Origin of the sequence: Paraburkholderia strydomiana, from assembly GCF_031456815.1 — a bacterium.
Classification (GTDB): domain Bacteria; phylum Pseudomonadota; class Gammaproteobacteria; order Burkholderiales; family Burkholderiaceae; genus Paraburkholderia; species Paraburkholderia caledonica.
On record NZ_JAVDVL010000011.1, the window covers coordinates 170952 to 189876 of the forward strand.

Genomic DNA, 18925 nt, shown 5'->3' on the forward strand with positions numbered 1-18925 from the left:
AGATGGCTCGTGGCGCATAGAAATCAGTTTTGCGGCGGTAGCACGAAATCATAGGCAAGCAGGGCACCCGGAACATCGACGCGATGTCCTGCCGGACTCAGCCCCGGTGCGAGCGGCACCAGCGGCTCGATCAGTGCGTCCTTCACGCCGAACACGACGTCCGAATCCAGGTAGACGTCGCCGCTCACGAACACGTGCGTAACGAGCGTCTCGAAGCCGGGTGCACTGACGCGAAAGTGCACGTGAGCCGGGCGGTAAGGATGTCGTCCCTGTGCATCGAGCATGCGGCCAACCGGGCCGTCGTTCGGAATCGGATAGGCCGCGGGCACGATCGAGCGATACCAGAACGCCCCGTCCGGATCGGTGAGGAAGCGCGCGCGCATGTGCAGCTCCGTTTTGCCCGCCGCCTTTTGCACGTCATAGAAGCCATGGCTGTCCGCGTGCCACGTCTCGACCAGTGCTCCCGCGATCGGCTTTCCGTTCAGATCGCGTACGGTGCCTTCCACCAGCAGAGGGTCGCCCGGCTCGCCATCTGCGATCGAAGCGCCGAGCGGAAGCGCAGCTGCTTCTGCGACATAGAACGGACCGAGCACAGTGGTTTGCGTCGCGTCGCCCGGATAGCGATGATTGATCGCGTCGACCAGCATCGATACACCGAGGGTGTCGGATAGCAGAATGAACTCCTGCCGGGTGTCGGTGCACATCTGCCCCGTCTGCGTGAGAAAGCGGATCGCAGCGGCCCATTCATCCTCGGTGGGTTCTATCTCCTTCACGAACGCATGAAGATGACGAACGAGCGCATCGCTGATCTGGTGCACACGTTTGCTCGTGCTTCCCGCAAGACGCTCGATGACCGCTGCCGTGATGTTGTCTTCGTTGAAATTGCGCATCGCGTACTCCTCACAGCGAATCGGGTTGTGGTGCTGCGCCGCGCCATGCCCTTTCGAGCATCGCCCTGATCGACTCATAGTCCGGCGTGCGCGGGTTTGCATAAGTCTCCTGCAGCACCAGTTCAGCCGCACGACCGAGGTCTTCGTGCGGCATGCCGATTTCAGCAAGAGACCGGGGAACATGCAGCGTGGCCGCGAGCGCGTGCAGTCCAGTCCATGCATTATCGGCGTCAAGCGCGCGTGCAATGCGACGCATTGCATGCGGTACCGCGCCAGCCTGATAAGCGACGACGTGCGCAAGCATGACCGCATGCGTGTCGGCATGCGGCAGATCAAAGGTGCCACCGAGCACATGACAGACCTTATGATGCAGTGCCATGCCGACAGAGGCGAGGCAGGTCCCGCACAACCACGCGCCGTATTGTGCGCGGCTGCGCGCATCACGACTCGCGGGATTGGCGAGAATCTCGGGCAACGCGGCGGCGAGGGCCGCGATACCCTGTTCAGCCTTGATCGACGTGACCGGATTGGCGTCGACGGAATAGAGCGCTTCCACCGCGTGAGCTATCGCGTTGAGACCGCTGGTCGCCGACAAGCGCGCGGGCAGCGTCAGGGTGAGGTCGACATCGTAGATCACGACTTCCGGCAGCACGTCGAGCGTGCGACGTGTACGTTTCTGGCCGTCCTGCGTCTCGCCGATGATCGGTGTGACTTCAGATCCGGCGTAGGTGGTGGGCAGGGCGATTTGCGGCAGGCCGGTGCGCAGTGCAAGCGCTTTCGCGAGGCCTATCGCCGAGCCGCCGCCCACGGCTATCAAGGAGTCGACGCCGCTCTCCTGCACGACCGCAAGTGCTCGCGATGTCACATCCCATGGCGTGTGCATCGCGGCCTCGGGAAAGATATGAGCCGACGAAGCGGAGAACAACGACGCGATGGCGCCAGCCAAATCCTTCTGCTCCGGCGTGGAGGCGATCAACGGACGTGCGCAGCCCAGTTGCCGCGCCACTTCAGGCGTTTCCCGGCGCCTGCCCGCGCCGAACAGCACGCGCGAAGGCAGCGCATGGTAATCGAAGCGCACCGGTAGGACGTCCTCCATCACAGTGCTCCGCTTTGCAGATAACGGCGGCCGCGCGCATAGAGCGCTTCGACTTCCGTGCCCGTCAGCGTCGGCATATCGCGTTTGACCTTGTAGCCGATTCGGGTCTGCATGTACGCGAGATGCCGGTAACCAGCGGGAAACTCGGCCAGCAGCGCCGCATCGAGAACGGGACGGGCGTCCGGCCTGACCGGATCCAGACGATCCTTCTCGTAGATGGGCTGACGAAGCAGCAGCAGCCATCGGTCGTCGACCTTCTCGAAGAAGTCGTAGAAGCGGCCGGTACACACGACGTCGCATACCGTGCCTTCGACTTCTCCACGCTGCGAAATGGTCATCTTGGTCTGCGCGACGGCATGCGAGCCGTTCACTTCGATCGACGTGCCGCCCAGAAAATGCAGAATGCTCACGCCGTTCGCCCAACCGGCCTTCGTCACTTCAATAAACTCGCGGCCGCTTCCCTGAAACCACGTCGCCATCATGCGGCCGTCCGGATGCCAGAGCGTCGCGAAACGCTCCCAGTCACCCGCATCTCGCCATACCGCCCAGTTTTCGATCGTCTCACGAATCGTCAATCGTTCAATCATCGCCTGTTCCATCTGTCGGTCCTCATTGTTCATGTATAGAAAGTGGTTTCTATGGTGGTACTCATAACACTGCGTGGTCAAGCGGTTTTTGTCGCGAACCGGGACATTCCCTGGTTTGTTCCCGTATGTGAATGAACGGCGGCATCACCGTTGACGAGTCGAAATCTCGTTTCTAGTGTGGGAACCAGGTTATATGGAGGAACAGACGAACATGGAAATGCAACCGCTAAAGCAACGAAGATTCGAGGCACGCACGGCGATCGTGACGGGCGCCGCGCGCGGCATCGGGCGCGGCATCGCACAGCGTCTCGCAGAGGAAGGCTGCCGGATCGCCTGCTGGGATAACGATGTTTCATCGCTCGAATCAGGCGACGGCTCGTTCGCCGCGCTTGTCCAGGATGTCGATCTTGCAGACGCGCGTGCCGTCGAGGCGGCGTTCGCCGCCACGCTCGAGTCGTTCGGTCATGTCGACATAGTCGTGAACAACGCCGGCATTAACGGACCGGTCGTTCCGATCGAAGACTATCCGGTCGACGCATGGAACCGCGTCCTCGCGGTAGATCTGAATAGCGTGTTCCACACCTGCCGCCTCGCCGTGCCGCACATGCGCGCACGCGGCGCGGGACGCATCGTCAACGTGGCGTCGATCGTAGGCAAGGAAGGGCATCCGAACATTTGCGCTTATTCCGCAGCGAAGGCGGGTGTCATCGGTCTGACGAAATCGATCGCGCGCGAGCTGGCCGGGACGGGCGTCATGGTCAATGGCATCGCGCCTGCGATCACCGAGACTGATCTTTTCCGGGAGATGACGGAGGAGCACATCGAGGCCAGCAAAGCGCGTATTCCGATGGGGCGGTTTTTGACCGTTCCGGAAATCGCCGCGATGGTGGCGTGGATCGCAAGCGACGAATGCAGTTTCACGACCGGCTTCACCTTCGACCTGTCAGGCGGCCGCGCGACATATTGAGCGCGCAACGCTACGCGAGTTCTGTTCGCGATCATCGACAAGACACACGCAGGAGACGAAATGGCATCTACGCATCTGCAGAGCAGCAATCAGGCACGAACCGCCACCGCGAGCGCGTGGATCGGCTCTGCGCTGGAGTACTACGACTACTTCATCTACGCGCAAGCCGCCGCACTGGTTTTTCCGCAACTTTTCTTTCCTTCCCAGGACGGTCACGTTGCGATCGCTGCGTCGCTTGCGACCTATGGCGTCGGCTATCTCGCACGACCAGTCGGCGCATTTGTGCTCGGCCGTCGCGGTGATACACATGGCCGCAAGAATCTGCTTCTCACCTGCATGTTCATGATGGGGTTGTCGACGCTCGCCGTCGGTCTTCTGCCGACATTTGCGCAAGTGGGCTTCGCAGCGCCGATCCTGCTTGTGATCTTGCGCCTCATTCAGGGCTTCGCGGTCGCCGGGGAGATATCGGGTTCGAGTTCGCTCGTGCTTGAGCATGCGCCGCTCGGCCGTCGCGGCTATTTTGCAAGTTATGCGATGCAGGGCGTGACCGCCGGCCAGGTGTTCGCTGCGGCCATCTTCATGCCGCTCGCTTACTATCTGCCCGAGAAGCAGTTCCTGGCGTGGGGTTGGCGCGTACCGTTCCTGCTGAGCGTGCTCGTACTGGTGGCCGGTTATGTAATCCGGCGGAAAGTGTCTGAGACGCCGGCTTTCGTCGATGAAGCGCAACATCGGCAGATTCCCGCGTCGCCCGTCAAGGAAGCGTTACGCGATGGCTGGCGGGATATCGTCCGCATCGCGGCAATCGCATTGATTGCGATCATCCTGGCGGTGACTTCGATCTTTGGCGCGGCGTATGCGGTGCAGCCCGCTTACGGTATCGGTCTTTCAAAAGGCTTCTTTCTCTGGATTCCGCTGCTCGCCAATCTGACTGCGATGTTCTTCATTCCCTTCGCAGGCAGTCTGTCCGATCGATGGGGACGCCGGCCACTCATCATATTCGGTGCGCTTGCCTCGGGCTTGCTGTCTTATGCGTATCTCTATGCGATCAGTCTGCACAATGCCATGCTGGCGATCGTCATCGCGATTGTGATGTGGGGCGTGGTGTATCAATGCTTCAACGCGGTCTATCCGAGCTTCATGCCCGAACTGTTCCCGACGCGTATCCGGGTTACCGCCATGGCGATCGGCCAGAACATCGGCACGGCCATTACCGCAATCCTGCCGGCGTTCATCGCAGCCGCCGTGCCGCCCGGCACCCAGCACATTCCGTTAATCGTGGGGACGATCACGCTGATCGTCTGCGGCATCGGCGCGCTAGGCGCATGGACGGCGCGCGAAACATATCGACTGCCCGTCAAGGCGCTCGGGCAACGAGATGCATCGCCGATCAGTCAGGAGGAATACGACAGCCTGCGTACGGACACTCGCAGGAAGAAAACCGCGTCCAAAGTTCCTGTTTGACGGCGCTCTCCGTGTGCCGCGGTTCGCGTCAGCCGACGGGCGGCTTTGATTTGAGGACAGGCGGTTAAGGTCGGCGAAGTCGGCCACGTCCGCTACGGCGTCCTACTGATTCGGTCCACTGGCTCAAAATTAGCGAATTGCGCTTCTTGCTTCGGAAGCTGTCTTGCCCGGTCGCTACGCGCAATGACAGCTTCGGGTCCGATTTCAGTCAATGTTTTTGGACACGGGTTCATCGTTGAACTCAGGAGACGCAAAAATAGACGAGCGCACCGCCGTTTCCTCGTGCCTATCAAAATAAGTATTGTTATGAAAGCATGGTCGTGGGAGGGGGAGAAAGCCGTCACGAATGCGCATGCTAACGCTCCGATCCTGTGATTGCGGCGTTGCGTAGCTCCCGGAACTAACTGATGCAACGGTCACCCCGATGAAGGGGACGTGGATCAACGGAGCGCAACCGGCGCGGCTTGCGGGGGCCACCAATTGCGCGCACGCCCGCGGATCGGGTAGGGTATCAACTTCACTTCATGCCCTTGCAGGCCAAACAATGAACAGGCAGGAACTGATCGATGCGGTCGCCGGGACGACGGGCTCCACGAAGGCACAGACTGCTGGAACACTGGATGCGCTGATCGGCATCGTCACGACGGCAGTGACGAAGGACGGTACTGCGCAATGAACGGATTCGGCTCGTTTTCAACGGGCCAACGTGCCGCCAGCACTGGACGCAATCCCGCCACCGGCGCGGCGATCCAGATCAAGCGAGCGCGTTCATGAAGGGCTCGGACCTGGTGGTAGACGGCGGCTACACCGTCTGGTGAACGCTCGTGAGCACATGCTATCGGAAACATACATCTGGAATGGAAACCTGACATGTCGAAATCGACAGTAATCGATGCGCTGCTCGCCGAGCTCGGCGCGGATCTCGTGCAGTTGCCGGCCGAGTTCGGCAGCCGGAAACTACATGACTGGAGTGGGTTGCCCGGCGCGGTGCCGACTGCCCTGATCCGGCCGCGCAGTACGAAAGACGTCGCCATTGCATTGCGCGTGTGCCATGCGTTCTCTCAGCCCGTCGTGACGCAGGGCGGCCTGACCGGTCTTGTCGGCGGAGCGAACGCGCTCGGCGGCGAGGTGGCGCTGAGCCTCGAGCGGATGAACCGGATTGTCGAAGTGGATCGCACCTCGGCGACGATGACGGTCGAGGCGGGCGTGCCTCTGCAGGTCGTTCAGGAGGCGGCGCTCGATGCGGGCTTCTATTTTCCGCTCGACCTCGGCGCGCGTGGCAGCTGCACCATCGGCGGCAACCTCGCGACCAATGCGGGCGGCAATCGTGTGATCAAGTACGGCATGATGCGCGACCAGGTGCTCGGTATCGAAGCCGTGCTCGCCAACGGCGAAGTGACGAGCGGCATGCACAAGATGATCAAGAACAATAGCGGCTACGATCTGCGGCATCTGCTGATCGGCAGCGAGGGCACGCTCGCGGTGATCACGCGGGCAGTGCTGCGCCTGCGTCCACGGCCGACCGCCGTCGCCACCGCATGGTGCGCATTGCCCGACTACGACGCAGTAACGAAACTGCTGGCCTGCTCTCAGGCGCAACTGTCCGCTGGCGTGTCCGCTTTCGAGGTGATGTGGGCGGGCTATTACGACGCGGTGCTGGCGAATCTCCCGTTACGCGCGCCACTGGACAAACACTATCCTTACTACGTGCTGCTCGAAAGTGTGGGCAGCGATCCCGAGCGGCATGCCGAGGCATTCGAGGCGTTTCTCGGCGGCATGCTCGAAGCGGGCGTGGTCAGCGATGCGGCGCTTGCGCAGTCCGAAGCGGATGCGCAGGCTTTCTGGACGATTCGCGATGCGCCCGGCGAGTATCCGAAGTTTATTCCGCACCACAGCGCGTATGACGTGAGCTTCTCAATCAGTGACGTCGGCCAGGTGGCCGCGCATTGCGAGCAACGTCTGCAGGAACGGTGGCCTGACGCGCTAGTCATGATCTATGGGCACCTTGGCGACGGCAACCTCCATATTGTTGTCGATATCCCCGGTTCGGAAGGGCGATTGCACGACGAGATCGACCGTGTGATCTACGACGTAACGCGCGAATTTCACGGCTCGGTGTCCGCCGAGCACGGCATCGGCGTCAAGAAGAAGGCTTACCTCGGCCATACGCGCAGCGACGCGGAGATTACTGCAATGCGGCTCATTAAAACGGCGCTGGATCCGCGCTCGATCCTCAATCCCGGAAAGATCTTCTAATGATGCGCGAGCTCTTTCGACTAGACCCTCGTAACAATCCTCGCGATGCAGCGAAATGCCCGGCAACATCATGTCCATGCAGGTGAAGTACTACTTCGCACCGCGCCCAAACCTAAACTCGTATGCCTTACTCGCCAACCTTCCGCTGCGCCATATACGCAAGGTAAGCGACGATCAGATCGATCTCGCGATCGCTCAGCTGGTCCCGCGGGAAAGCGGGCATGGCCCGGCCGGGCCAGTCTCGAACCGATGCCGGATTGCGAATGTAGCGGCGCAATGCAGCGGGCTGGAAGTACTCGACTGGATTCATCGGCACGTTGAGGTCGGGGCCAGTGTCCGCGCTCCCCGCGTGATTGAGCCGATGACAGGCGAGACACTGCGTGATGAACAGCCCTTGGCCCGCGCGAACCGGATCGGTTGCCGGTAGCGCCGGATCGACGGCGAGCACCGGCCAACGCGTGGATGGAGACGGTTGCGTAGCAAGTTTCGCGATCTGATAAGGCCACTGCTCGCTGCGCACGGACGCCGCTTCCCTGCCGACCCAGACCAGGTAGAACGGTCCCGCACTGACCGCTTTGCCCCGCAGGTTCGGCCATGGCTTCACCGGGTCCTCGACCGCGAGCCATGCGACGGCTGTCGCTGGATCGCGGTTACTCACAAGATCCATCGGCAATTGTGCGGCGAAGCCGTCGGTTGCACGTGCCTCGAGCACGCTGTCCGCAGGTAACCTGGTACTGTCGAGCAGGTCGGCCAGCGGCACTGCGCGGTAGGTCGTCGACGTACCGTAGGCGACATCTCGCGGAACATGAATCTCCGCGGCATCGGGGCGCGCCAGCAATGCCGCACCGCTAAACGACCGGGTACTGCCGCCTATCGTAAGTTCGATCATGGGTTGCGCGGCTGCACAATGCCCGATGACGCCAAGCGTCAGTAGCATTACCGCAAACAACACGTGTTTCGACATTTGTTCTCCGTGCATTGGTACCGCCGGCGACGTCGGCAGTGAAAATCGCCGAAGCCGTTAATTCATTCGGCACCGGTGAGCGGATTATGTCAGCTGCGGCGAAGCGTCGGTAGCGCGCGCGTTTGCCTCGCCGGACACCGTCTCCACGCGATCATTCGCTGCGCGACGCGATAGCCCAGACGCGATCGGACAGAATGCGAGAGAACTGGACGATGCTGCCGGTGAGTCATCATGCTCCCGGCTCAGTGACCCAGACCGCGGCTGGCGATCTGCTGCTCCACGTACTGGGCGAACAGCGTGTGCAGATGCGTCGTCGGATGAAGGTCGTCGGCGAACATGTATGTCTGGTCCGCGTTGGCGGTCACATAGGTTGGCCGCGAGCACAGCAATGCCGTGGCATGGGGCGTTTTCGTAGGGTCGCAGGCGACGCTGGTGTTCGACACGGCGAAGCCATTGGCCTTGAAGTTCGCGACGATCTGGTTCATCCAGCTGTAAGAATCGATCTGGATGACCTTGCCTTGCAGGCCATTGCTTTGCAAGGCCGCGTTCAGGCTACCGTTGAAGAGTTGCGACAACTGGGCAAGGTTGGCCCCGCCGTCGGCCGAGGCAAGCCCTTTGGGCGACAGACCGATGTTTGGAACATTGACCACCACGATATGCGTGGCGCCGTTCTGTGCAATCTGCCCGACGACCTCAGCCAAAGTAGTAGCCGCCGTCTCCACGGTCTGCGCAGCGGCCGGCAGCGCCCCGGCGCGAAGCACATCGTTCGCGCCGGCCCAGACGAGCACCAGTTGATTGGTGTTAAAGCTCCGGTGAGCGGCCAGATAGCGCGACACCTGCTGAGTGACGGGCATCTCGACGTTGCCGATCACTTCGGTTAGAAAGTCGGACTGGTTTGCCGGCGTTGCCACCGTGGCACCACCTTCCGCGTAGCCGAGGCCGCTCTGCGCACTGAGCTTATGCGTGAAGTCGATCGTGTACGCAGCGCTTAGCGTATCTCCGTAGTATTGCGCAACATCCTGAGTCCACACTTGTCCGGGATTGGTCGTGAAACGCCCCCCGCCAACCGCGCTTGCGATCGGTGCATAGGTCCCAACGTCCGAAAGACTGTCGCCGAACGAGACAATCTGCAGATTGATGCCGCCTGCAGGTGTGGCCGCGCTGCCATTATTCGAACTGTCTCCGTTCCCGCCGCATGCCGATAGCAGTGAGATCGCCACGGCAAAAATTGCTGCACGTACCTTGTCATTTATTCCTCGCATCGCCACGTCTCCTTAACGACTCGCGGAGCCGCGGCCACCATCGCGCCTTATCGCGCGTCGCTCTCCCGATAAGTACTGTTCGGAGCAAAAACTGTGCGCTATTGCGATTTGACTACCGGCGTGCCACGGCAGCAAGCATCGAATGAAGACGCGACCGCGCTACGATGTCGTAGACCGAAGTAATGTCGTCACTGTGCGGTGTCCATGCGACGCCAGCCGCTATTGATGGGTGAGTTCGAGGATCAGGCTTCCGCCGATCGTCGCACCGAAACTGTCCTGTGAAAGTACGCACAAACGGGTGTTGACACGATGCGAAGCACGTCGCCGCCGTCGACCGCGTTCGCGGCCGATGTCAGCTCTTGGCATATTCGAACTCCGGCAGTTTTTTCAGCGCATCCTTGTTTGCGCCGACCACGATTGCCTTCGGCGCTATCTGCTTGAACTGCTGAATGGGGATGGCGACGCGGTGCGCCGCCATCCCCAGAAAGCCGCCGACGTCGATAATCGCGGCCGAGAGCGAGCCATCGGGCGCGACAATCAGGTCATCGACGCGGCCGATCTTTTCGTTCTTTTCGTTGTAGACATCAGTATGAATAATCTTCGATGCGCGCCAGCCTCTTGCGACCAGCTGTGCTTCGGTGACGGTCACGCCGAGCGTCGCCTTGCCGGCGATGGGCGCGTCCTGCGCGGTCGCGCCGCTGGCCACAAAGCCACCAGCGGATAGCGCAAGGATGAATGTCGACAGCCTTGCGGCCGATGCGAGGTTAGTCTTCATGGCGTTCTCCAAAATGCGCAACGGGGTACGTGGACGCCGGACCCAGGATGCGCCCATGAGTGCAGCGGTGTGTTTTGCTTTTGTCGCGAAAGACGGCGCTACGCCAATTTCAGTTAAACCTACACCCGCGAGGCGCGCTCTTCTTTCGAGTCCCTGCCCAAAAGTGTCGAATTCCTGCGTTTGTTGGTCGCTCACCGATCCAGTGGAAAGCGCATCGCCGGATCGTAGGCGGTGATGCGCAAGGCGGAAAGCGCGGGGCGCGGTGAAATGCTGCTGCGTCGAAGCCCACGCGTGCCGCGATATCGATCAGCGGGAGGCTCCCTTCCGAAAGCATCGACTGCACATCGCGCAGAACATCGGCGGCCTCTGCGGACAGTGGCCGGTGCGCGAAGAGAGCATGCGCGCGAGGCTCGAAAACGTCGTCACGCTGCGGACCGAGGAGCGCGTGCTCGGCGCGCCGCGCTGCTGCGAAGTGCGACTGCGGGTGCAGGCCTTCGATCGCATCGACCTCGGGCACGCCGACCTGTTCGATCAGCCGCCACGCGTAAGGCGCGACGACTCGAATAGCGCCGCTGCGCCTCCGCGTAGGGCGTGCCGATGCGAGCGACGGCTTCCCCGCGCCGGACACGCCGGCAAATCAGACGAGCGCGCCGCGCGGGATATCGACATTCACGTTTTTGAGGTTGTGTTCCGGCGCGCATCGTACGCGCACGAAGCCGCGCAGGCTTTATGCAGTTTTTCGACGGGCAGGGTGTTCATGCGTTGCGACACAAGGAAGTCAGCACCCGAACCCGACGCGGCTACGACGGCAGCTTCGCCGCAAGTACATCGATGTTCATGATTTCCGGCGGTTTGGCAAAGAGATCCGGCGCCTTCGCCATCAGCGCCTCGGCTACTTTGCCCGAGAGGTGCGCGCGGCGGCCGGCGTCGTCGGGGAACGCATCGAAGATGCCGTACACCGACGGCGCGATTTTCAGCCCGAACCACGCGATGGTCGCGGGTTCCTGCTCGACGAGCGGCAGTCCGCCCATCAAGAAGCTTTCGACTTCCTGTTCCTTGCCCGGCTTTGCTTCGAGCCGGACGAACAACGCTGTCTTGACCATGCCTGCCTCCTTGTTGATGCCGTTTGCGGGTATCGACGGGAACCTCCTATGATCTTTTCGCGCATGTACGGCGCGTGCCCAAACCGTCGCCCATGGCCTATTGATCGGAAGCACCGTTGTACCAGCATATAGCAAAGAGCCTCGTGACAGGCGGTGTGATTTCGAACATGCTGGTCGGCTTCACCGTATTGATCAGCATCATCGACCCGCTCGGGGCCGCGTTCGTGTTTCTCGACCGCATGTGAGGGCTTGCGGGCGACGGGCTGCGTTTCATGCAGCCACGTCGCGCCTCGCGCTGAGGCGGAAATCGATCGTCTTTCTGGACTGATGGCGAGTGGCCGTTGTAGTTCTCGAAGCCGTCGTCAAGGCCACTCGAAGTCCAAGGTCCGCAGTGGGTCGATCTGAGGCGTTCGAGGACGGCCGCGTACAAACGCGTATAAACGCGTACAAACGCGACCGTCCTCGAACGCCCCGTGTATGCTATTCACCATTCGCCAGCCGCGCGGGATCGACGATCCTGTCGTACTGGTTCGCGTCGATGAGGTCGAGCGACAGCGCCGCAGCCCGCGGCGTAATGCCTTCGCGCAACGCGAGCGCAGTGATCCGCGCGACGGCATCATAGCCAAGCACCGGGTTGAGCGCTGTCACCGACAACAGTGCGTTCTCCACGTTCGTTGCAAGTTGCGTCGTGTCGACCTGAAGACCCTTTACGACGCGTTCGTCGAAGTTTCGACATGCATCGGTCAGGACGCGTATCGACTGCAGGACGTTGTAGATCAGCACCGGCTTCGCGACGTTCAACTCGAACAGACCGGACCCCCCCGCAAGCGTCACCGTCTGGTGATTGCCCATCGCCTGGAAGCACGCCTGCACCAGCACTTCGGCGATCGTCGGATTGCGCTTTCCCGGCATGATCGAGGAAGTGAGGCCGTCATCGGGGACAATCAGTTCGCCGAGCCCGCAACGCGGTCCCGAACCAAGCAGTCGAATGTCATTGGCAAGCTTCAAAAGCGATGTCGCAATCGTATTGAGTACGCCCGAGACATCGACCAACGCATCGTGCGACGCCATGCCCTCCAGCTTGTGTGGATGCGTTCGAAAGGGCAGGCCCGTGCTGGCAGCGAGTTCCGCGCAGAAGCGCTCCGGGAACTGCGCCGGTGCATTCAGTCCTGTGCCTGCGGCCGTGCCGCCCTGGGCAAGCACCATGAGCTGTGGCAGCGCTGCGTCGATGCGCGAAATCGCCGCTGCCATCTGATGAGCGTACGCTGCGAAAGTGCGGCCCATCGTCGTCGGCACGGCATCCATGAGATGGGTGCGCGCGATCTTCACCACATCGGCGAATGCGCGTGCGCGTTCGTCAAGCGACGCCTGCATCGATACGAGCGCAGGTCGGAGACGCCCGGTCAGTTCGAGCGCGGCGCTCACATGCATGACGGTCGGAAAGCTGTCGTTGGATGACTGTGACGCATTGACGTGATCGTTCGGATGGACCGGCGACTTTGTCCCCAACGGCTGGCCGAGCAGTTCATTGGCGCGGTTGGCGATGACCTCGTTCGCGTTCATGTTGGTTTGTGTCCCTGAGCCGGTCTGCCAGATGCTCAGCGGAAAGTGATCGTCCCATTTCCCGTCACTCAGTTCCGTGGCGGCTGCCTCGATTGCATCGGCGAGATGCGGATCAATGACGCCGCACTCGCGGTTAGCGCGTGCAGCCGCACGTTTCTGCAAACCGAACGAGTGAGTCAGCGCGGCGGGAAAGCGCTCTTCTGCCGCGCCGAACACGTCCAGCGCACGCTGAGTTTGCGCGCCCCAATAGCGATGCGCGGGAATATCCACGGGTCCGAACGCATCCGATTCAGTGCGCGTATTCATGGTGGGCGTTTCCAGGTCGAATATGAACGGGCGGAGCTCATCACGCGTCAACGAGCGGCTCCGCATTCGAAAGCGGAAAGCGGCTGGATCAAACTGATGCCAGCCGCCTTCGTCATGCGTCGATGCCAGTGTTCGATTAACGCAGGTTATCGAAGCGTGGCCGGACGAGGGTTCACCTGATTGAGGTTTTCGGGCGAAAGTTCGCCGTCGGTCACGCGCTCATCCGCTTGCGCGACTTCAGGAAAAAGCTCGGGATAGAGATGACGCTTCGCGACTTTCGCGTCCAATGTGCCCGACCAGCGCGCGACCACCACGGTAGCAAGGCTGTTGCCGATCGTGTTGCACGTGGCGATTGCCATCGACATGAAGCGGTACACGCCGAAAATGACAGCCAGTCCTTCCACGGGAAGAATGCCCGTGGACGTGACCGTCGCCGCGAACACGACGAACGATCCGCCTGAAACAGTCGCCGCGCCTTTCGACGTCAGCAGCATGAGCAGCAGGATGCCGATCTGATGTTCGATCGTAATGGGTACGTTGTACGCGTGAGCAATGAACATGACGCCCATCGACATGAAGATCGACGTGCCGTCCAGGTTGAATGCATAACCCGTCGGCAGGACGAGGCCCACCGTCTGTTTCGTGCAGCCGAGGCGTTCGAGCTTGATGAGCAGACGAGGCAACGCGCTTTCCGACGATGCCGTGCCGAGCACGATCAGGATTTCATCTTTGATGTAGCGCATGAAGCGCCACATGCTGAAGCCCGCGAGCTTCGCGATGACGCCCATCACGACGACGATGAACAGAACGATGACCGCATAAAAACTCAGCACGAGTTGCGCGAGCGCGACCAGCACGGCCGTGCCGTTGCTGCCGACCGCGAACGCTACTGCGCCGAAGGTGCCGAGCGGCGCGAGCTTCATCACCAGATTGATGAACGAGAACAGCACCTGCGAAATAAGATCGAGCCCTTCGTTGATGTGCACGCGGCGGCTTTCGGGAATCGCCAGAATACCGATCCCGACCATCACGGCCAGCACCACGACCTGAAGTAATTCACCCTTCGCGAACGCGCCGATGAAGTTGTCGGGCACCAGATGCATCACGAACTCGGTAAAGCCTTGCGGCGCTGCCTTTGCCGCGATGACAGGCGCCGTGCCAGGTGTGACGGCCGTCATGCCTTTGCCTGTCTGCAGCAGGTTGCCCGCCAGCAGTCCGACGGCCAGTGCGATGGTCGACACGACCTCGAAGTAGACAATCGAGCGCCAGCCGACGCGCCCCGCGCTCTTTACGTCGCCCGCCGATGCGATGCCATGCACGATAGTGAGAAACACGAGCGGTGCAACGCCTGCCTTGATCAGCGCGAGAAAAATATCGCCGAGGATCTTCAGCTGCGCGCCGAACTTCGGAAAGATCAGGCCAACAGCAATACCAAGCACGAGTGAGATCAGCACTTGCATCCCAAGCTTGCGATACCACGGCCGCTTTGCCGGTGGCGTGACTGACCCGTTACCCGATGTGTTGTCGTTCGTCATGGTGTAGCTCCTCCGCAGCGTTCGTCAGATCTCGCTCGACAGCGCGATGGCGCGATCGACCATTTGCGGCGCGAGGCCCAGATAGTTGGCGGGATCGGTCATCGCGTTGATCGCGTCGCGATCGAAATGCCGGGTGACCTCTGGCAGTGCCGCCAGCGCTTCGGCGAGTGTGCCGCCGCTTTCGTTCACGGTACGGCACGCATCGTAGACGATGTCGTGCGCCTGCTGGCGGCCGGTGTAGGGTGCCATCTGCATCATCACGGCTTCGGCGACGATCAGCCCCTTGCTGATGCCAAGGTTATGCTTCATGCGATCCGTGTCGACGATGAGGCCGCCCAGCGCGAACTTCGCCTGATGGAGCGCACCCGAAGCGAGGATGAAGCTTTCGGGAATCGCAATCCATTCCGCGTGCCACGGTCCCGTTGCGCGCTCGAAGTCCTGGATCATCGCGTCGACCATCAGGCCGGCCTGCTGTCGCACGGCTTTCGCGGCTGCGAGCATCAGCTCGCTTGAAATGGGGTTGCGCTTTTGCGGCATCGTGCTGCTCGCGCCACGACCCTTGACGAACGGCTCGTACACTTCGCCGAATTCGTTGGACGCCATGATCATGATGTCGGTTGCAATCTTGCCGAGCGACCCGGTGACGAGCGCAAGCAGATTGACGGCCTCGGCGAAGCCATCGCGTGCGACGTGCCAGGTCGTCGCGGGCACGCCGAGTTGCAGTTCGGCGGCAAGCGCCTTCTGCACGTCGAAGCCCTTGTCGCCCAGCGATGCCAGCGTGCCGGCCGCACCCGCGAACTCGACCACAGCCACGCGCGGTCGCAGTTGCGCAATGCGCTGTTGATGGCGGTCGAACATCGCCAGCCAGATCGCGGTCTTGTAACCGAAGGTGACGGGCAACGCCTGCTGCAGATGCGTGCGGCCCGCCATCGGCGTGTCGCGGTGCTTCTTCGACAGATCCACGAGGATGCCGCGCAGTTCGCGGATATCGGCATCGATCGAATCGAGCGCGTCGCGGACCTGGAGCGCGACGGCCGTATCCATGATGTCCTGCGTCGTCGCGCCCCAGTGCACATAGCGGCCTGCCTCGCCGCACATGCCGACCAGTTGATGCACGAGCGGAAGAATCGGATAGCCGACGATGTCCGTCTCCTCGCGCATGTGGTCGAAGTCGATGCGCTCGATCTGCGACTCGCGCGCGATCACATCCGCAGCGTCGGCCGGGATCACGCCGACGCGCGCTTCCGCCTTCGCGAGCGCGACCTCGACGTCGATATAGCGCTGCACCAGCGCGTAATCAGAAAACAGGGCGCGCATTTTGGCGGTGCCGAAGGCGTCACGAAACAGGATTGAATCGAAGACGGTGCTGGAAAGCGGGGTGGTGCGGGTAGTCATGACGATGCCTTGAGTCGAGCAAGCGGGAGTGTGCGAACCGCGGACAGGTTACTAATATGTCCGGACATATGGAAGATAATATGTTCGAACATATCGTTCAAGTTATGATTAACCCTGGATGCGCATCGATCCCGTACGTTTCTCCTCACTTTGCAAAGCATGAACAGACCTCATTACGCCGACATCGCTCGCGATCTGACCGAGGGCATCGCCAGCGGACGCTTTCCTGTCGGCTCCTATCTGCCGACCGAACTGGAGTTGCGCGATCGGTACAACACCAGCCGGCACACGATTCGCGCGGCGCTAAACGAGCTTCAGCAGCTCGGATTCGTGTCTCGGCGCAAGAACGCCGGTACGCGCGTCGAGTCGGCGCAGCCGAAGAATGATTTCCGTCCTTCGCTGGGTTCAGTCGAGGATCTGGTGCAGTTCGGCTCGGAACATCTGCGGGTCATCCAGTCGGTGAAAGAGGTTACCGTGGCCGGCAGGCTCGCTGAGGTTCTGCAATGCGAAGAAGGTGCGCACTGGCTGCGTGTGTCGAGCCTGCGTATCGAACGCGACCGTTCGCGTCCGCCTCTCGGCTGGACGGATGTCTACATCGATCCGACCTACACGGAGATCGCCGAGGAAGCGAAGGCAGCGCCCGACACGCTGATCAGTTCGCTGATCGAGGCGCGTTACGGCCGCTGCGTCGTTGAAATCCAGCAAAACGTGCAGGCCGTGAACGTCACGAAAGAGATGGCTGAGCGCCTTCAGATGCCAATCGCTTCGGCGGCGCTGGAAATTGTGCGCCGCTATATCGATTCGACGGGCGTGGCCTTCGAAGTGTCGGTGAGTGTGCATCCCGCCGACCGGTTCGCCGTATCGATGAGGCTGAAGCGCTCAGGAGCGTGAGGGTTTACACCGATCCATGTTCGGGTGATGCGACCGATAACCAATATGTACGGACATATCCGGTTTAATCCCTGCGGGGCTCACGTCATCCAGCGGACATTACACATGTTTTCGAAAGTCTCAATCAGGGCGCGGATCTCGCTCGCCTTCGGCCTGCTCGTCGCCCTGATGTTGGTCGTTGCCGCGTTCGGTCAGTGGGGAACGCAAGAGGGGAAGTCGGCGCTCCAGGAAATCTATGCGGTGCAATTATCGTCAGCGGTCGCGCTTGGCGACACCAAGTACAACATGGCGATCGCGCGCGTTTCGATGGACCGGGCGCTCCTGCACCCGGAATCGCCGGACGTAAAAGTGCTTCTGCAAAAAGCACGCGCCTATCTGGCGACGTCGAAGAAGGCCTACGAACGCTATCTCGCGCTGCCGAAATCCGCTGAGCAGCAAAAGCTGGCAGAGGCCGTCTCTCTGACATTCGACCGGTTGATCAAAGGTGCGATCGAGCCCACGCTGCAGTCGCTCGAAACGGGCGATGCGGTTGCCGCTAACCGGATCACGATGGACGTGATGCCGCCGCTGGCGCTCGCATTCACCAGGAGCACCGACGCGCTCAACGACTACCTGATGACTAGCGGCGAGTCGAGCTACGAGAATTTCCAGTCGACACTCAGCACGGTGAGCGGCGCATCGGTAGGAGCACTCTGCGTCGCCATCCTTCTGTCACTAGTGTGCGCGATCGGCCTGCATCGCGCGATTGGCCGTCCATTGACCCGAGCGCTGGAGGTCTGTTCGGCGATGTCAAACGGAGACCTCTCGAACAAGGTTCAAGTGGAAGGCCGTCACGAGATGAGTGCGCTGATGCAAGGCCTTTCATCGATGCAGGAGGGCCTGAGATCGACGGTCACAACCGTCCTCTCGAGCAGCGAGTCGATGGCGAGCGCCACGAGCGAAATCGCATCGGGTAACTCGGACCTGTCCCGGCGTACCGAGGCGCAGGCGGCCGCGCTGGAACAAACGGCGGCAAGCATGGAAGAACTGACAGCAACCGTTGCGCAAAATAGCGAGCGTGTCGGATTCGCTACCGAATATGCCAGCAACGCATCGGGCATCGCGAAGACGGGCGGTGTCGTGATGGATCGCGCTGTGCGAACCATGGCCGGCATATCGGATCAGTCGACAAAGATCGCGTCCATCATCGGCACGATCGAAGGGATCGCTTTTCAGACGAACATCCTGGCATTGAATGCCGCCGTCGAAGCGGCCCGCGCGGGCGAGCAGGGTCGTGGCTTTGCTGTGGTTGCCGCTGAAGTGCGTACGCTCGCACAGCGCTCCGCCAGCGCGGCAAAGGAAATCAAGGCATTGATCGACGAAGCCGTGACGGGCGTGACTGAAGGATCGGGGCTCATCGATCAGGCAGGCCGCACGATGATGGAGATCGTGCAGTCGATCGAAAAAGTGAGCAACGTGATGCAGGAAGTAGCGGCGGCGGCGAAAGAGCAACGGGATGGCATCGAACAGGTCAACCGCGCTGTCTCACAACTGGATGAAACGACCCAGCAGAACGCGGCGCTGGTGGAAGAGACTACTGCGGCAGCACTGTCACTTGCCGACCAGGCGCAGACACTCCGGTCGGCGGCGAGTCGCTTCCGAACATAAAGGCGCTGAAGCCAGCAGAGGCTCGGTTGCATGGCGTCGTTGATGTGAGTGCGGCACCTGCGGGAGGCTGGGGGCTTTCGGGTTCGGCCACAACCCGCCGTTCACATGCGCCGTCGGTCGGACGTTCAGCGGCCGGCTCTGCGGGACACAGCGAACGTTGCCATGATGATGGCTCGACTACTTGCCGGCTGTTTCCTCTCTGACCACAGTGAAGTTTGAGCGCTGGG

General features: G+C 61.4%; 16 protein-coding genes and 2 pseudogenes. 7 read left to right on the plus strand and 11 right to left on the minus strand.

The genetic code is table 11. The features are described from left to right. Nucleotides 1-23: 23 nt before the first annotated feature. From J2W46_RS26225 to J2W46_RS26235, 3 genes are read right to left on the minus strand one after another with little or no spacing between them, the layout of a single operon-like run. Complete coding sequence (locus J2W46_RS26225; RefSeq protein WP_310357528.1) at nt 24-890, minus strand: intradiol ring-cleavage dioxygenase; 867 nt, start codon at nt 888-890, stop codon at nt 24-26. 10 nt (nt 891-900) lie between these two features. Further along, on the minus strand, nt 901-1986 hold the full coding sequence (locus tag J2W46_RS26230; RefSeq protein ID WP_310357530.1) for a maleylacetate reductase: 1086 nt from the start codon (nt 1984-1986) through the stop codon (nt 901-903). Continuing rightward, nucleotides 1986-2573: a nuclear transport factor 2 family protein gene (locus tag J2W46_RS26235; RefSeq protein ID WP_310357532.1), complete on the minus strand. Its 588-nt coding sequence runs from the start codon at nt 2571-2573 to the stop codon at nt 1986-1988. Before J2W46_RS26235 ends, J2W46_RS26230 begins: the two co-directional genes overlap by 1 nt. A gap of 211 nt (nt 2574-2784) precedes the next feature. Here J2W46_RS26235 and J2W46_RS26240 point away from each other — a divergent pair, with 211 nt between their 5' ends. The 4 genes and pseudogenes from J2W46_RS26240 (at nt 2785) to J2W46_RS26255 (ending at nt 7257) form a co-directional block, all read left to right on the plus strand. Further along, on the plus strand, nt 2785-3540 hold the full coding sequence (locus J2W46_RS26240; protein WP_310357534.1) for an SDR family NAD(P)-dependent oxidoreductase: 756 nt from the start codon (nt 2785-2787) through the stop codon (nt 3538-3540). A 60-nt stretch (nt 3541-3600) separates the two neighbouring features. Continuing rightward, nucleotides 3601-5001 carry an MFS transporter gene (locus J2W46_RS26245; RefSeq protein ID WP_310357535.1) on the plus strand — a complete coding sequence of 467 codons (1401 nt, stop codon included), beginning with the start codon at nt 3601-3603 and terminating at the stop codon, nt 4999-5001. Nucleotides 5002-5545: 544 nt separating this feature from the next. Further along, nucleotides 5546-5775: pseudogene (locus J2W46_RS26250) on the plus strand (HU family DNA-binding protein). Between the two features lie 96 nt (nt 5776-5871). Continuing rightward, nucleotides 5872-7257 carry an FAD-binding oxidoreductase gene (locus J2W46_RS26255; protein ID WP_310357538.1) on the plus strand — a complete coding sequence of 462 codons (1386 nt, stop codon included), beginning with the start codon at nt 5872-5874 and terminating at the stop codon, nt 7255-7257. Nucleotides 7258-7384: 127 nt separating this feature from the next. On the opposite strand, the gene J2W46_RS26260 is transcribed toward J2W46_RS26255, so the two are convergent. The 5 genes and pseudogenes from J2W46_RS26260 to J2W46_RS26280 form a co-directional block, all read right to left on the minus strand. Then, a complete protein-coding gene (locus tag J2W46_RS26260; protein WP_310357540.1) occupies nt 7385-8221 on the minus strand; it encodes a c-type cytochrome in 837 nt (278 codons plus the stop codon). Nucleotides 8222-8463: 242 nt separating this feature from the next. Continuing rightward, nucleotides 8464-9483, minus strand: a complete 1020-nt coding sequence (locus J2W46_RS26265) for an SGNH/GDSL hydrolase family protein (protein WP_310357543.1) — start codon at nt 9481-9483, stop codon at nt 8464-8466. A gap of 352 nt (nt 9484-9835) precedes the next feature. Further along, on the minus strand, nt 9836-10258 hold the full coding sequence (locus J2W46_RS26270; RefSeq protein WP_310357545.1) for a PRC-barrel domain-containing protein: 423 nt from the start codon (nt 10256-10258) through the stop codon (nt 9836-9838). Nucleotides 10259-10603: 345 nt separating this feature from the next. After that, nucleotides 10604-10982: pseudogene (locus J2W46_RS26275) on the minus strand (excinuclease ABC subunit A); the annotation flags it as partial. Nucleotides 10983-11058: 76 nt separating this feature from the next. Next, a complete protein-coding gene (locus J2W46_RS26280; RefSeq protein WP_020067623.1) occupies nt 11059-11361 on the minus strand; it encodes a putative quinol monooxygenase in 303 nt (100 codons plus the stop codon). Between the two features lie 116 nt (nt 11362-11477). Between J2W46_RS26280 and J2W46_RS26285 the strand changes: the two genes are divergently transcribed. Next, entirely contained in the window at nt 11478-11606 is a 129-nt protein-coding gene (locus J2W46_RS26285; protein ID WP_310357548.1) for a hypothetical protein, read from the plus strand. 235 nt (nt 11607-11841) lie between these two features. On the opposite strand, the gene J2W46_RS26290 is transcribed toward J2W46_RS26285, so the two are convergent. The 3 genes from J2W46_RS26290 to J2W46_RS26300 all read right to left on the minus strand — a co-directional run bounded on the left by J2W46_RS26290 (nt 11842) and on the right by J2W46_RS26300 (nt 16160). After that, nucleotides 11842-13230, minus strand: a complete 1389-nt coding sequence (locus tag J2W46_RS26290) for a class II fumarate hydratase (protein WP_310357553.1) — start codon at nt 13228-13230, stop codon at nt 11842-11844. Nucleotides 13231-13376: 146 nt separating this feature from the next. Then, nucleotides 13377-14765 (minus strand): cation:dicarboxylate symporter family transporter, encoded by a 1389-nt coding sequence (locus J2W46_RS26295; protein ID WP_310357556.1) that lies wholly within the window; start codon nt 14763-14765, stop codon nt 13377-13379. 24 nt (nt 14766-14789) lie between these two features. Then, complete coding sequence (locus J2W46_RS26300; RefSeq protein WP_131320648.1) at nt 14790-16160, minus strand: class-II fumarase/aspartase family protein; 1371 nt, start codon at nt 16158-16160, stop codon at nt 14790-14792. 159 nt (nt 16161-16319) lie between these two features. On the opposite strand from J2W46_RS26300, the gene J2W46_RS26305 reads away from it, so the two are divergent. Beyond that, complete coding sequence (locus J2W46_RS26305) at nt 16320-17051, plus strand: GntR family transcriptional regulator (RefSeq protein ID WP_087750682.1); 732 nt, start codon at nt 16320-16322, stop codon at nt 17049-17051. A 105-nt stretch (nt 17052-17156) separates the two neighbouring features. Beyond that, a complete protein-coding gene (locus J2W46_RS26310) occupies nt 17157-18698 on the plus strand; it encodes a methyl-accepting chemotaxis protein (protein ID WP_310357559.1) in 1542 nt (513 codons plus the stop codon). Nucleotides 18699-18925 lie beyond the last annotated feature (227 nt).

Excerpts from the sequence above, each read along its gene's own strand:
- J2W46_RS26295 (WP_310357556.1), bottom strand. The coding sequence starts at position 14,765 with ATGACGAACGACAACACATCGGGTAACGGGTCAGTCACGCCACCGGCA.
- J2W46_RS26305 (WP_087750682.1), top strand. The coding sequence starts at position 16,320 with ATGAACAGACCTCATTACGCCGACATCGCTCGCGATCTGACCGAGGGC.
- J2W46_RS26310 (WP_310357559.1), top strand. The coding sequence starts at position 17,157 with ATGTTTTCGAAAGTCTCAATCAGGGCGCGGATCTCGCTCGCCTTCGGC.
- J2W46_RS26265 (WP_310357543.1), bottom strand. The coding sequence starts at position 9,483 with ATGCGAGGAATAAATGACAAGGTACGTGCAGCAATTTTTGCCGTGGCG.
- J2W46_RS26280 (WP_020067623.1), bottom strand. The coding sequence starts at position 11,361 with ATGGTCAAGACAGCGTTGTTCGTCCGGCTCGAAGCAAAGCCGGGCAAG.
- J2W46_RS26225 (WP_310357528.1), bottom strand. The coding sequence starts at position 890 with ATGCGCAATTTCAACGAAGACAACATCACGGCAGCGGTCATCGAGCGT.
- J2W46_RS26290 (WP_310357553.1), bottom strand. The coding sequence starts at position 13,230 with ATGAATACGCGCACTGAATCGGATGCGTTCGGACCCGTGGATATTCCC.
- J2W46_RS26300 (WP_131320648.1), bottom strand. The coding sequence starts at position 16,160 with ATGACTACCCGCACCACCCCGCTTTCCAGCACCGTCTTCGATTCAATC.
- J2W46_RS26230 (WP_310357530.1), bottom strand. The coding sequence starts at position 1,986 with ATGGAGGACGTCCTACCGGTGCGCTTCGATTACCATGCGCTGCCTTCG.
- J2W46_RS26255 (WP_310357538.1), top strand. The coding sequence starts at position 5,872 with ATGTCGAAATCGACAGTAATCGATGCGCTGCTCGCCGAGCTCGGCGCG.
- J2W46_RS26245 (WP_310357535.1), top strand. The coding sequence starts at position 3,601 with ATGGCATCTACGCATCTGCAGAGCAGCAATCAGGCACGAACCGCCACC.
- J2W46_RS26240 (WP_310357534.1), top strand. The coding sequence starts at position 2,785 with ATGGAAATGCAACCGCTAAAGCAACGAAGATTCGAGGCACGCACGGCG.
- J2W46_RS26260 (WP_310357540.1), bottom strand. The coding sequence starts at position 8,221 with ATGTCGAAACACGTGTTGTTTGCGGTAATGCTACTGACGCTTGGCGTC.
- J2W46_RS26235 (WP_310357532.1), bottom strand. The coding sequence starts at position 2,573 with ATGATTGAACGATTGACGATTCGTGAGACGATCGAAAACTGGGCGGTA.
- J2W46_RS26270 (WP_310357545.1), bottom strand. The coding sequence starts at position 10,258 with ATGAAGACTAACCTCGCATCGGCCGCAAGGCTGTCGACATTCATCCTT.